The sequence below is a fragment of the Corynebacterium sp. KPL2861 genome, assembly GCF_040225475.1.
Lineage (GTDB): Bacteria > Actinomycetota > Actinomycetes > Mycobacteriales > Mycobacteriaceae > Corynebacterium.
This window is the reverse complement of sequence record NZ_JBEHFW010000009.1, coordinates 103,161-116,076: the sequence shown is the minus strand read 5'-3', so window position 1 is coordinate 116,076 and position 12,916 is coordinate 103,161. Positions and strand designations below refer to the sequence as shown.

At 57.8% G+C, this 12,916-nt stretch carries 15 protein-coding genes and 1 pseudogene; 7 read left to right on the top strand and 9 right to left on the bottom strand.

The features are described 5' to 3' along the window. Positions 1-345: 345 nt before the first annotated feature. On the top strand, positions 346-630 hold the full coding sequence (locus ABRP84_RS08820) for a transposase (protein ID WP_237791596.1): 285 nt from the start codon (positions 346-348) through the stop codon (positions 628-630). A 545-nt stretch (positions 631-1,175) separates the two neighbouring features. Further along, complete coding sequence (locus ABRP84_RS08815) at positions 1,176-4,022, top strand: DNA methyltransferase (RefSeq protein ID WP_349853403.1); 2,847 nt, start codon at positions 1,176-1,178, stop codon at positions 4,020-4,022. 52 nt (positions 4,023-4,074) lie between these two features. Here the strand turns inward: ABRP84_RS08815 and ABRP84_RS08810 are convergent, their stop codons facing one another. The 5 genes and pseudogenes from ABRP84_RS08810 to ABRP84_RS08790 form a co-directional block, all read right to left on the bottom strand. Beyond that, positions 4,075-4,743, bottom strand: coding sequence for a hypothetical protein (locus tag ABRP84_RS08810; protein ID WP_349853401.1), 669 nt, complete (start codon positions 4,741-4,743; stop codon positions 4,075-4,077). A 109-nt stretch (positions 4,744-4,852) separates the two neighbouring features. Continuing rightward, complete coding sequence (locus tag ABRP84_RS08805) at positions 4,853-5,035, bottom strand: integrase core domain-containing protein (protein WP_349853405.1); 183 nt, start codon at positions 5,033-5,035, stop codon at positions 4,853-4,855. Between the two features lie 92 nt (positions 5,036-5,127). Next, entirely contained in the window at positions 5,128-5,403 is a 276-nt protein-coding gene (locus ABRP84_RS08800) for a DDE-type integrase/transposase/recombinase (RefSeq protein ID WP_349853400.1), read from the bottom strand. Next, the gene (locus ABRP84_RS08795; protein WP_349853399.1) at positions 5,400-5,561 is read right to left on the bottom strand and encodes a hypothetical protein; all 162 of its coding nucleotides are present in this window, start codon (positions 5,559-5,561) and stop codon (positions 5,400-5,402) included. Before ABRP84_RS08795 ends, ABRP84_RS08800 begins: the two co-directional genes overlap by 4 nt. A 338-nt stretch (positions 5,562-5,899) precedes the next feature. Further along, positions 5,900-6,119, bottom strand: a pseudogene (locus ABRP84_RS08790) (hypothetical protein). Between the two features lie 212 nt (positions 6,120-6,331). Here ABRP84_RS08790 and ABRP84_RS08785 point away from each other — a divergent pair. The 4 genes from ABRP84_RS08785 to ABRP84_RS08770 are packed head-to-tail and all read left to right on the top strand — an operon-like array spanning position 6,332 to position 8,873. After that, on the top strand, positions 6,332-7,663 hold the full coding sequence (locus ABRP84_RS08785) for a DUF445 domain-containing protein (protein ID WP_349853398.1): 1,332 nt from the start codon (positions 6,332-6,334) through the stop codon (positions 7,661-7,663). Between the two features lie 33 nt (positions 7,664-7,696). Continuing rightward, positions 7,697-8,131: a CGLAU_01105 family protein gene (locus ABRP84_RS08780; RefSeq protein WP_349853397.1), complete on the top strand. Its 435-nt coding sequence runs from the start codon at positions 7,697-7,699 to the stop codon at positions 8,129-8,131. 5 nt (positions 8,132-8,136) lie between these two features. Then, positions 8,137-8,427 (top strand): DUF2516 family protein, encoded by a 291-nt coding sequence (locus ABRP84_RS08775; protein ID WP_005280977.1) that lies wholly within the window; start codon positions 8,137-8,139, stop codon positions 8,425-8,427. A 2-nt stretch (positions 8,428-8,429) separates the two neighbouring features. After that, positions 8,430-8,873, top strand: coding sequence for a deoxyribose-phosphate aldolase (locus ABRP84_RS08770; protein ID WP_349853396.1), 444 nt, complete (start codon positions 8,430-8,432; stop codon positions 8,871-8,873). A gap of 69 nt (positions 8,874-8,942) precedes the next feature. On the opposite strand, the gene ABRP84_RS08765 is transcribed toward ABRP84_RS08770, so the two are convergent. From ABRP84_RS08765 to ABRP84_RS08755, 3 genes are read right to left on the bottom strand one after another with little or no spacing between them, the layout of a single operon-like run. Continuing rightward, positions 8,943-9,746, bottom strand: a complete 804-nt coding sequence (locus ABRP84_RS08765; RefSeq protein ID WP_349853395.1) for an LmeA family phospholipid-binding protein — start codon at positions 9,744-9,746, stop codon at positions 8,943-8,945. Positions 9,747-9,795: 49 nt separating this feature from the next. Continuing rightward, entirely contained in the window at positions 9,796-10,605 is an 810-nt protein-coding gene (locus tag ABRP84_RS08760; protein ID WP_349853394.1) for a class I SAM-dependent methyltransferase, read from the bottom strand. Between the two features lie 32 nt (positions 10,606-10,637). Further along, a complete protein-coding gene (locus ABRP84_RS08755) occupies positions 10,638-11,129 on the bottom strand; it encodes a DUF2505 domain-containing protein (RefSeq protein WP_284853626.1) in 492 nt (163 codons plus the stop codon). Positions 11,130-11,153: 24 nt separating this feature from the next. Here ABRP84_RS08755 and ABRP84_RS08750 point away from each other — a divergent pair, with 24 nt between their 5' ends. Next, positions 11,154-12,275 carry a UDP-N-acetylmuramate dehydrogenase gene (locus ABRP84_RS08750; protein ID WP_349853393.1) on the top strand — a complete coding sequence of 374 codons (1,122 nt, stop codon included), beginning with the start codon at positions 11,154-11,156 and terminating at the stop codon, positions 12,273-12,275. A gap of 160 nt (positions 12,276-12,435) precedes the next feature. On the opposite strand, the gene ABRP84_RS08745 is transcribed toward ABRP84_RS08750, so the two are convergent. Then, a complete protein-coding gene (locus tag ABRP84_RS08745) occupies positions 12,436-12,912 on the bottom strand; it encodes an S-ribosylhomocysteine lyase (protein WP_023025084.1) in 477 nt (158 codons plus the stop codon). Between the last annotated feature and the right edge of the window lie 4 nt (positions 12,913-12,916).

Sequence of the window (12,916 nt, the reverse complement as noted above, 5' to 3'; positions counted from 1 at the left end):
TATGTATGACTGGCAATCCATGAGCATGGCAAAAATTCAAAGCATGCACGTAATGACAGCCAAGCTCACCAGCAGCCGAGCGAACGCTACGCCCACTGCCAACCATGGCCACCAAGCCACGACGATCCGACTCAGACAACGAATGAAACGGGCCAACAACTCCAGGCACAACAACACCCTCCTAAAGGGGAAAGTGTTGCAACGACCCTCTGAACTCAAGGAGCATGCGCTTTCCGATGCCCCAGCTGCCCCACACCCCGGATCTGCTCAGCTTTCACTGGCCCCTGTTTGGCGGACACCTGATATGCAGCCCAGTCGCGTTGGCAAGATTGGTACTCTACCACCATGTCCAGATACTCCGAACAGTTCAAACGCGATGCCGTGGCCCTCTATGAGAACAATGAGGGCCTTTCGCTGAACTCAGCATCAGCAGAGCTCGGTATCAACCGTGCGTCGCTGCATTCATGGGTCAAGAAGTACGGCACCGGTAAACGTGCCCGCATAAAAGCCATGCAGGATAAAGCCCAAGCGGCGAATGATGCCGAGCGGATCCGCCAGTTAGAAAAAGAAAAAGCACAACTGCGCGAAGAATGTGACATCCTGCGCAAGGCCGTCACATATTTTGCTTAAAGCAGTCCCACTGGTGATCGGCCCCCATTCCCGGCGTGGGTCAAGCCTCGTTGTATGGTCGACCCTGGATTCCCATTATGGAAATGCTAGTCTTTACCTTGAAAGTCTCGGAACGATCCCTGCACTACGAAAGTAGGAGTAAATCGCCGAGGTTATTGATTTCTCCGGGCAATTAATTCCTTGTGCAACGGCATGAGGCTTACCACGGGTTACAGATACACCACACTAGCGGACGCAACCGATTATGCTTTCTCCAGATGGCAATTGCCGTGCGCGCTGGGCATCCCAGTAAATAGCTTTTCTGGCATTCACCCTACACTCTGAGGGAGACGTAAAAGGGGAGGAGCCTGTGCCCTTGTCGGTGCCTCCCCAGCGTCGCCCTATGCCCACACAGCTCTGGGGAGGCGTGGCCTAATTACTCAGAGCTGAAGCCAAGCCCGTGCCTGACCTCTCGATGCGTCTACATTTTGGGGACAGGCCCACGAAGGAATCTAAACCGCGCGCATAGCCAACGAAGGGTGCTCGGGCATATATGCTTAATGGTCATGGCCTCTCCGACTGTTTTTGATCGAGCTACTATTCGCCACAACCTCACCGAATTCAAACTTCGGTGGCTTGACCACATTGAGCAGTGGAGGGCGGAAAACCGGCCTGCGACCGAGTCGAGTCACGATCAACAATTCTGGGGCGACCTTCTCGATTGCTTTGGAGTTAACGCCCGCGACCTGTACCTGTACCAGCGCAGTGCTAAACGCGCCTCGACGGGGCGTACTGGAAAGATCGACATGTTCATGCCTGGCAAAGTCATTGGTGAGGCCAAGTCCCTTGGAGTACCGCTCGACGACGCCCACGCTCAGGCCCTCGATTACCTGCTGGGCGGTACCATCCCGAACTCGCAGTTGCCGGCGTATGTTGTCTGCTCCAACTTCGAGACCCTGCGGGTTACTCACCTTAACCGCGAGTATGTAGGCGATAACGCAGCTTGGGACATCACGTTCCCATTGGATGAGATTGACGAGCACATCGAACAACTCGCGTTCCTCGCCGACTATGAAACTAGTGCCTACCGTGAGGAAGAAAAAGCTTCATTAGAAGCTTCTCGCCTGATGGTGGAACTCTTCCGCGCGATGAACGGCGACGAGGTAGATGAAGCTGTAGGCGATGAAGCACCCACCACTCCGGAGGAAGAAGACGAGCGCGTTATGCGCACTTCTATCTACCTCACCCGAATTCTTTTCCTTCTTTTCGGTGATGACTCGGGATTATGGGATACCCCGCATTTGTTTGCGGACTTTGTGCGCAATGAAACCACCCCGGAATCACTTGGCCCACAGCTCAATGAATTATTTAGCGTGCTTAATACCGCCCCGGAGAAGCGGCCAAAGCGTTTGCCGTTGACGTTAGCGAAGTTCCCTTATGTCAATGGTGCTTTGTTTGCCGAGCCGTTGGCCTCGGAGTACTTCGACTACCAAATGCGCGAAGCCTTGCTTGCTGCTTGTGACTTTGATTGGTCGACGATTGACGTCTCCGTCTTTGGCTCCTTGTTCCAGTTGGTTAAATCGAAGGAAGCTCGCCGCGGCGACGGCGAGCACTACACGTCTAAGGCCAACATTATGAAGACGATTGGCCCGCTTTTCCTAGACGAACTTCGAGCTGAGGTAGACAAACTGGTGTCTTCTCCATCGACGTCGGTGGCTGCGCTGGAGCGCTTCCGTGACTCCCTCTCCGAGCTGATCTTCTGTGACCCAGCCTGCGGCTCTGGCAACTTCCTCCTGCTGGCATACCGGGAATTGCGCCGGATTGAAACGGACGTGATTGTCGCAATCCGTCAGCGTCGCGGCGAAACCGGCATGTCATTGAATATTGAATGGGAGCAGAAGCTCTCCATTGGGCAGTTCTACGGCTTTGAGCTGAATTGGTGGCCTGCAAAGATTGCCGAAACCGCAATGTTCTTGGTTGACCACCAGGCAAATAAAGAGCTTGCGAACGCGGTGGGTAGGCCTCCTGAGCGTTTACCGATTAAGATTACCGCCCACATTCTTCATGGCAACGCTTTGTCCCTCGACTGGGCAAAAACACTTCCCAGCTCGGCTGCAAAGACTTTTATTTTCGGTAATCCACCTTTTTCTGGAGCTCGAACTATGTCTAAGTCGCAGAAGTTGGAGCTCGAACGCGCATGGAGTCCAGAACCGTCCGGACTCCTTGACTTGGTTACGGGCTGGTTTGCTAAAGCGGCCGATGTATTGTCTCTACGTACTGGTGAGTTCGCTTTTGTTGCTACGAATTCAATCGTCCAGGGGGTTCAAGTCCCATTGCTATTTGGCCCGTTGCGTAAGAAACAGTGGTCAATAAAATTTGCCCATCGGTCATTCGTATGGGATTCGGAAGCTCCCGGAAAGGCTGCGGTTCATTGTGTCATCGTTGGTTTTACTCGGGAACCCCAAGTCGTACCTCAGCTTTGGGAGTATGAGAACGGGAAGGGAGAACCGAGAAATGTTCCTGTGAACAGGCAAATTAACGGATACTTAGTGGACGGAGCTTGGATTCTTGTAGAGTCTCGACGCCAGCCAATTTCTCCCGTACTTCCTGCTATTACAAATGGCTCTGAGCCGCGAGAGGGTGGCCACTTAATGGTCACTCGAGAAGAGTTTCCTGAGCTAGACGACGATCCGATTCTGAGTAAATACCTTCGACCGTTCGTTGCTGGGGCTGAATTAGTACGTGGCACCAAGCGATGGTGTCTGTGGCTTACCGATCTTGACCCAAACGATATTTCTAAATCAGCTGAGCTAAAGAAACGTTTGGACTTAGTTCGCGGCATGAGACGTGCTGCGAAGCAAACAGCGACCAAGAGAGCAGAGGCTTTCCCACATCTGTTTGTGCAAATCCGCCAACCGCAAACTGACTACTTATGTATTCCAATTGTGGTTTCGACTAACCGCCGTTTCTACACAGTTGATTATCTACCTAAAGAAGTCATTTGCAGTAATAGAGTGTACGCAGTCGAAGACAAAGATGGTTTCCTTTTTGCTCTAGCGTCTTCGTCGATGTTCATCGGTTGGCAGCGCTCCATCGGCGGGCAGCTCAAATCTGATTTGAGTTTTTCAGGCACGCTTACATGGAACACCTTCCCCGTTCCGGAATTGGACGAGAAGACTCGGCAGCGAATCATTAAAGCGGGCCAGAGGGTGCTCGACGCCCGTGCACTGCACCCAGAACGCTCACTAGCCGAGCACTATAACCCGCTCGCTATGGCACCCGAACTGCTAAAGGCGCACGATGGACTCGATCGGGAAGTAGATAAAGCGTTTGGTGCTCCCCGCAAGCTCACCACGGAGCGCCAGCGCCAGGAGCTGTTGTTTTCTAACTATGAAAAACTCATCTCGAACTGAATTGTCCTAGGTTTTGCTGTTAGCAGGCGTTATCGACAGACAGATTTATGGGTTACTCATCCATGTGCTGGGGATGTTCAAGTAACGACAAGCGTGCCAGAATTGTTAGCTCCCGCAATTCTTTTAGCGTTTGGTCGCTAAGTGGTTGCAGCTTCTTGACCACGGCGAGCCATGCCTCATCGGGGCGAGATTCCCCGTTGCCGTCTAGTTCCTTTTGATCATGTTCGATACAGGCCCAGACCTTTGCAATCTGGTTGCTAACGTCCGGTTGAATTACCTCAAGGTCACATTGGTTAAGGAGCGCTGTGGCTTCACGATAGAACCGGCCAAGTGCCATTGCCTTTTCCGCTAGCACCCTATTGAACGGCATCATGGAATTATCCCGCTGCACCTGAATTATGGTGTCATGCACGCTTTGCGCTGCCGTGAAAATTGAGCCCGTACACTCGGCTACCGCCTTTCGCTGTCGTGCCCAATCCTCACGTTGTAGTTGTTCCAGCCGTTCCCGCTCACGTCGGTCATCGTCAGCTTTACGTCTAGCGTCCTCGGCCGCTTGATCGTCCTTACGCCGTTGGTCGGCTGTCGCTTGGTCTGCACGGCGCCGCTTGTCTGCTGCCTTGTTATTCCACCAGGTCGTAACTAGCACTCCAACTAGGGTTATAACGGCAACCAACAACGAGACGCCACTCTGAGACGTGAGCCAAGAAAGAAACGCTTGCATAAGGCAAGCATAGGGGCATTCGGTTTTTAATAGAACCTGGTCTCGGTATGACGGACATTTGGTATCCAGCCCGTTTAGAATGAGGAGTGAAGTGTCCCGAGCTTTGTTCCTAGGCATTTGCCTTGATTTCTATTATTCCCTGTTGCGGGTTCTTCTTCCACAATTCGGTTTCCACCTCGGCCGGGGTTCGATATCCCAGGCTTCGGTGGAGCCTTACCTCGTTCCACCATGACACCCACTCAAACGTGGCGATTTCTACCTCGACAACGTCATTCCACCTGCGAGTATGGATCAGCTCACCTCTTGTGAGGGGCCGTTAACGTTTTCAGCTAGAGCATTGTCGTAGGAGTCACCGACAGTCCCAGTAGAAGCAGTGATCCCGTGTTAGGAAAGGCGCTCGTTGTAGACAACGCTGACATACTCTAAGCCGTGATCCGAATGGTGAATAAGGCCTGTTGTTTCCTTCGCACTCACAATCGCTTGGTTGAGTGCTTGCAGCGGCAATGCCTCGGTGCGCATCGAGTCCGATAATGCCCATCCGACGATCCGCCGGGAGTAAACGTCAGTGACAAACGCGGTGTACACAAAGCCTTTCTTCGTGCGCACGTAGGTAATGTCGGCCACCCACAGCGTGTTTAAGGCCTTGGGCTTTGAATTCACGCTCGACCACATCCGGGCGCAGATCCGGCACGTTGAGGTGAGCGCGTTGTGATTGGTGATCCGCCTGTGCCTGTGCCAGAAACACCGGCCAGGCGCATCAGCCGGGCGGTTTGTTCACGACCGATATCTATTCCGTCACGGTGAAGCGCATGCCACATTGTCCGCACGCCTAAGACACCGTCATTATCCCGATGAACAGCACTAATGCGTTCAACTAGAACAACCGTCACGAAGGCGACGAGCGCTTAACCCACGGGCTTTGGACTGGCGATAACCACGCAAGGTGATGAACCCACCAGCCCGGTTATTCTTTTAACGCCGATGCAGATGAACTCGACAGAGAAATGATTCCGGTATTTATCGATGAACCGGATCATAACCGAGGCTTGGGGCCTGGTCGTGAGGCGAAAAAGCTGACGCAGCCTTCAGCAACTCGTTGGTATCTCGAAGCTGGTGATTTTCACGGCGTAGCCTCGCGTTTTCGGCGGCCAAATCTTCAGGAACAGGTTCTGGGGTGTTTCCCGTACGGCGAGCAGGCTGAAGTCCATTGACAAGCCGTGTGCCATGAAACCCCCAACTTTGGAGCTACTGCCTGGCACACGGGGTACATCGACATATTTTCCGCCAAGATGCGGTCCTCTACAAGACGGACCACACGGTCCTTCGCATCCTGGTCAAACTTTCTTGGCATATTCCAGATTTTCCCATCTACTCAAACGGAACAAAACCTGGAACACTTCACCTCGTTGAAAGCATTACGCAGTGCTTGCTCCACCGGTTTTAGGAATAGCGCTCTGCAGGCAGCTTTTTGTTCTCATTAAAGCTAAAGATCGATTTTAGCCAAGCCAGCTACCTTGCGCCCCCGCAATGCCCACTAGTGTTATAGACCGAAGCTCACATGCACCTTCACAATCCCCAAGGAGAACACATGACGCACCGCTCGGACGCAGAGCTCGATACGGCTAGGGAGCCGGCATCGTCAGGCACCGGTGTGCCGCAGGCCGGCAACCAGGAGGCGCGCCGGGCGGACCTGCGGCGGTGGAAGGCGATTGCGCTGTCGCTGCTTTTGCTGGCGGCGGTGATCTTTTTGGGATGCTCGTGGTGGCAGGCATCGGAAAGCGGGGCGCCGGTGTGGGTCGGCTACGTGCGTGCGGCGGCGGAAGCTGGCATGGTCGGTGGCCTGGCGGACTGGTTCGCGGTGACCGCACTGTTCCGCCGGCCGATGGGCCTGCCCATCCCACACACGGCGCTGATCCCGAATAATAAGGACCGCGTGGGTGATGCGTTGAGTGACTTCGTGGAGGAGAACTTCCTCACCGCGGATGCGCTGAGTGCCAAGGTGCGGGATGCGGAGCTGCCGCTGTGGCTGGCGCGCCAGGGGGCAGAACCCGGTAAGGCGGAGGAGGTCTCCGAATGGATTGGCCAGCGCGCCGCCAGCGTGGTGGAGGACCTCGACCCGGCTGAGGCGGAGCAGTTCATCCGCACCCAGGTCATGGACCGCCTGGCTGAGCCCGAGTGGGGGCCGCCATTGGGCCGGTTGCTGGAGGGCTATATCGCGGACGGCAAAGCGCGTCCGCTGGAGGATGACCTCATTGATTGGGCACACAAGAAGATTCTTGGCATGGAATCGACGGTGGTCACGGCCATCGATGAGCGCATGCCTGGGTGGGCGCCGCGCTTTGCCCGCGAGATGGTGGGGGACAAGGTCTATAGCGAGCTCGTTAGTTTCGCCGACGAGGTCCGCCGCGATGGCAACCATGAGGCCCGCCTGGCCATTCGCCGCAACCTATCCAAGCTGGCTGCGGACCTGCAATGGGATGCGGATATGCGCGAGCGCATTGAGAACATCAAGCAAGAGATGCTCGCCTCCGATCAAGTGCAACAGGCGCCGGCAGCGATGTGGCGCACGATTTCTACCACGTTGATTGATCAATTCAATGATCCGGAGTCTTTCCTGCGGCAGAAGATGATGGCCAAGGTGAAGGAACTAGCGCACCGTTTGCTCGAGGATTCCGAGTTCTTGGCCCAAGCCAATGACCTCGTGGACAAGGCCGCGCGCTATGCGGTGGAGAAATTCGCCCCGGAGATCATCGCGATCATTCCGGAGACCATTAAGCGCTGGGATGCGCAGGAGGCCTCGCAGAATATCGAGCTGATGGTGGGCAAGGATCTGCAATTTATTCGCCTTAACGGCACGATCGTCGGCTCCCTGGCAGGCTTGGCCATATATGCTGTTAATCATCTCATTTTCGGCGCTTAATGCACCGGACTAAACCATCACACGGAGGATTTCATGACTGAGAAGAAGAAGCTTTTTGATTCCCTGAAGGAAGCTGGCGCGTCCGCGCTAAATACCGCCAAGGACTTCGGTGGCCGCCTGCAGGAAGAGCGCGAGAACCAGGGCGCGCAGGGCACGGGTGCGCAGGACCCACAGGGTGATAAGGACGGCATGCTGGATAAGGCTACTAACACCGCTAAGCAGTGGGGTGCGTCCATTAAGAAGGCTGCGGAAGAAACCCGCGACTCGGAGGCTTTCTCTGCGGCGAAGGATAAGTTTGCGGATGCGTACCAGGAAACCCGCGAGGGCGTGAAGGAAGCGTATGACTATGCCCAGGAACGCGTGAACGAGAAGAAGAACGCGCCCAAGAACGGTAATTCCGCTGCTGCGGACAAGGACGATAATATTATCGATGGCGAAGTTATCGATACCGACGAACCCACGAATTAATCTGCATGTACCTCTTACTTGACATTGCCTATAAGTTTCCCATCTACTTCTTCCAGGTCCTGACCATTACCGCCATCATCGGGGCCGTACTCGCGGCATCGACGCGCGAGGATGCGTTTCGGGCCGGCGACCGCAAAGGTAAATGGGTATGGGTAGGCCTGCTTGCGGGCTCGGCGGTGGCGATGGCTACCGGCCTGCAATTTTTGGCGTGGATTGGCACGGTCATCACCGGCATCTACTGGTTTGACGTGCGCCCGCAGCTCAAGGCCATCATCAACGGCGACTACAGCTACTAAGCATGAAAAATCTCCTGCACGCTTCCGCCGCCGAAGTCAGGGAGCAGTCCGCCGGGCAGCATGTGCTGGTCTCGCCGCACCACGTGACGGTGGCGGCTGCAGCAGAGCCGGCGGGCATTACCGCCGTGGCGGGCTATCCCACCGGCCGGCACCACACGCTCATCAAGGCCTCTGAGGCCCGCCTGGCCATCCAGTCCGGCGCGGACGAGGTGTGGGTCAGCGTGGACGCCACGCTTGCCGATGCCACCCCCATCCTCTCCGAGCTCGTCGCCATCCGCGAGGCCTGCCCAGACCCGGCCCGCGTGGGCCTCATCCTGCCGGAGGCGGAACCGGCGCGGTCCCTCGCGGAAACCGCCGCCGCCCAGGCGGGATTTCACAAGCTCGTCATAGAAAAAGGCAGCGAGCTGTCCAGCTCACTGCCCGTCGTGGAATTTCCCGCCGCCTAAGTCGCGCCCTAAGCCGCCACTCCCTAGGTCGGCCGCTTCTGCGGCCGACCCCGCCCTAGGACGGCGCTGTTAGGCGGCCTTCTTCTGCTCGCCGCTCTCGGCGGAGAAGTGGTCCATATCGTTCATCGGGACATCGGTGCCGGTGATGGTCAGCGTGAGCTTGCCATCGCCCACGTCCACGGATTCGACCTGCATGTCATTGGCAACGAGCTGCTCAGACATGCCGTCCTGCAAGGCATCAGAAATGGCGCTGGTGGCTTGCTCTGGCAGGGAGAGGCCAAAGATGGCGGCCTCGGTGGCATTGATCTCCAGCTTGCCGTCACGGGCGGTGGGCTTGAGCGAAAGGCTGGCCAAGCCGCCGCCGAATTTCACCTCCAGCTCGTCTCTTTGGTCATTCGCGGTGATTTCAGTGACCACCATATTCCCAATGGTTTCGCTGCCGGATTGGTCCGAGATTCCCTTCTGGAAGCTCGCCAGCAGGTAATCATCCGGAACGGTGGTGGTGGCGCGGAGGAAGCCGGCCACGGGGTTATCTGCATCCGTGGACATGTCTTCCACGTGGATTTCAGAGGCGGGTTGGCCCTTGATCTGAGATCCTTCGATCTGCAGGGTCGAGGGCGTGGTCATATCCATCTGGGAAATCGAGCCGCGCATAAGCCCAAAGAGGAGGGGGCTGCCGCCAAAGCTTACCGAGGGATCCTCCGTGACCTCGATGCCTTCTTCTTTGGCGCTATTTTTAAACTCCTCGGTCATCTGATTACCAATGAACCAGCGCAGGCCAAACTCGGCGATGAGGATTAAAACAAGCAGCGCTACGAGGACGCCTACGACAATTTTCCAAGCGAGCGATCCGCCCGATTTCTTTGCAGCCATGACTACCAGTGTGGCGCATGAGGCGGCCGGTGGCAATGTGTGCTGGATATTAGCGGGGCGCGATGCTCTCCCAGCTCACAGTGAGCGTATTATCGCGCAGCCGGCGGCGGGGAGGGTGGAGGTTGAAGGGGGCATCGGCAAGCAGGGCCTGCGCCATGCGCCACCGCACCCGCGGGCCGTGCGGGGCCCACCCGGCGGCGCGATCCCAAGCCCTATCGGCGGCCTGCAGGAGCTCGTGGATGGGCTCGCCGGGCACGTTGCGGTGGATGAGCACCTTGGGCAGGCGCTCGGCCACATCGGAGGGGCGGGCCACGTCGAAGGGATCCCACGCGAGCGTCAGCGTCTTCGGCCCATGCTGATCGAGCAGGACCCACGCCGCGCGTCGCCCCAGCTCATCGCAGGTGCCCTCCACAAAGAACCCGCCAGGTGCCAAGCGCGAGCACACCGTCTGCCAGGCCTCCGCAACCTGGTCCACGTCGTATTGGCGCAGGACATTAAAGGCGCGCACTACCTGCGGCCGGTAGCCCGCGAGCTCAAATCCGCCCAGCTCAAAGCGCACGCCATCGCGCGGCGGCAGCACCCTGTCCGGGTGGATTTCTAGCCCGCGCACATCCACGCGGGGATTGATGCGGCGCAGCCACCGCGCCCACTCCACGGTGGTGGTATGGGAGGCGCCATAGCCCACGTCGAGGGCGAGCGGGGTGCGCACATGGCGCAGCAGCGCCGAAATCTCCGGGTGCGCCACCATCCACCGATCGCAGCGCCGCAGGCGGTTGTAGTTGGTGGTGCCGCGGGTAATAACGCCAAAAGGCCGACCCGCTGCTGCGCTGGCGCGCAGGTTATGAGCGTGGTCGGCCATGGGAGTCGGTGGATTCTAAGGTTGGGAGTGCCTTAGGAGTTTTCAGAGATCCACTGTTCGGTGAGCTTGCCCTCGTTATCAAAGAGCTCCGAGAGGGATTCGCCCACCTTCGGCTCGATGGCTGCGCCCATCATCGGGATCTTGACGGAAATCTCGTTGGTGTAGGTCAGCTTGGTCATCTCACCCTCGCCGGCCAGGGAAATATCGCCCTTGAAGTCCACCGGGGTGCCCTTGACGTCAGCGGTGTAGTTGACGTCAGCGGCCTGGCCGTTGAGCTCGCCCACGGTGACCACGCGCTTGACCTTGAGGTCCTGCGAGACCATGGCGCGCACTGCCTCTGGCAAAAGGGTGGTCGGCAGGACCTCGTAGAGCGTTGCTACGTTATCGGAGAAATCGTGAACCTGGCCTGCCTCCGGGGAAAGGTTTGCCACGATGTACTCCCAGTACCCCTGGGTGAGCAGCGCCTTGTGAACCATGTCGATAGGCTGATTGATGGTTACGGTGTTTTCACTACGAGTTGACATGCTTAACAGACTACCTTGGTATACGTGCTTGATAAATTTTTGACGCAACAACTCACAGCAATCGACGGCGTAGACGTGGATCCCACGGCGAGCTTTGCCGATCTCACCACCTTGCGCGTGGGGGGAAAGCCACGGGTCACGTTGCGTTGCTCGCTGCCTGAAGCGGCAGTTGCGGCACTGCGGTACCTCGAGAAAGAAAAAGTTCCTTTCATTGTGGTTGGCGGCGGCTCCAACCTGCTGGTTTCTGATGGTGAGGTAGACGTGGTCGCCGTCGTCCTCGACTTTGCCGCGGTGGACATGGATACCGAAACTGGCCTCGTGCGCGCCCAAGCCGGTGCGGTATGGGACGAGGTCGTGGCGGAATCCGTGACGCAGTCCCTGGGCGGCATCGAGTGCCTGTCCGGCATCCCCGGCACGGTGGGCGCGGTGCCCGTGCAAAACGTGGGTGCCTATGGCGCCGAGATTTCTGAGGTCTTGACCCGCGTGCGCCTGTATAACCTGCGCACCGATGCCGATGAGTGGGTTCCCGTCTCCGATCTCGATCTGGCCTACCGTTACTCCAACCTGAAATTCACCGGCCGCGCGGTGGTACTCGAGGTCGAATTGCAATTGACCACGGATGGGCTCTCTCGCCCCCTGCGCTTTGGGCAGCTTACCGATGCCCCCGGCGAGCGCCGCCCCGTTGCCCAAGTCCGCGAGGAGGTCCTCGCGCTGCGCCGCGGCAAGGGCATGGTGCTCGATGCCGCCGACCATGACACCTGGTCCGCCGGCTCTTTCTTCACCAACCCCGTGGTCGAATCCAGCGTCGCCGACGCCATCCAGGACAAGGTGCGCGCCACGCTTGGCGATGCCCCCGCCGACCGCATGCCCCGCCACCCCGCCACCGCACAGGGCGAACCGTCCCCGCACGAGAAGCTTTCGGCCGCCTGGCTTATCGATAACGCCGGCTTCACAAAGGGCTACCCCGGCTCAGGACCGGCAACGCTATCCACCAAGCACACCCTGGCGCTGACTAACCGCGGCACCGCGACCGCCGCCGATATCGTCGCGCTGGCTCGCACTATTCGCGATGGCGTCTGCGAAGCCTTCGGCGTCGAGCTCGTGCCCGAGCCCGTGTGGCTGGGCCTATCCATGGACGAGGACTAGGCCGCGCCTCTCGGCGCGACGGGGCCGCAGACACTAGGTTCGCGCGGGTTTTAGGCCTGCGCTCACATAAAAACGTCCAAAACAACCGCGTTCTTCTAAAATTCGCCCTCATTTGTGGCGAAACGCGGTTGTTTTGGACGGAAGTGTTGCTTGCGGGCTCCTAGGCAGCCATAACCTCGAGCCACTCCGGCTTGGCGTCCAAGAACTTGCGGGCCGCATCCTGCGCGCCCTTCAAGCTGTGGTGCGCGCCCCAACCGCACTGCTCTTCGTTGGCGGCGGGAACCTCGGTGGCGGTGAGGATATCGTTCAGCGCACCCTCAACGGCGCGCAGCAATTCATCCTGCTCCATGCCGTTGGTGATGGCGTAGAAGCCGGTGCGGCAGCCCATAGGGGCAAAGCCGATGAGCTTATCGGTGTAGTTGCGCATAAAGTTGGCCATCATGTGCTCCACGGAGTGCAGCGCCTCCGTGTCCAAGTGCTCCTTATTGGGCTGGCAGAAGCGCAGGTCATACTTGATAATCTCGACGCCGCCGCCCAAATCGGTGCGGTCAGCCACGCGGATATAAGGCGCGCTGACGAGGCGGTGGTCGAGCTCGAAGGACTTGACGTTAATCTTTTCTTGGTTCTGTTCAGTCATACTC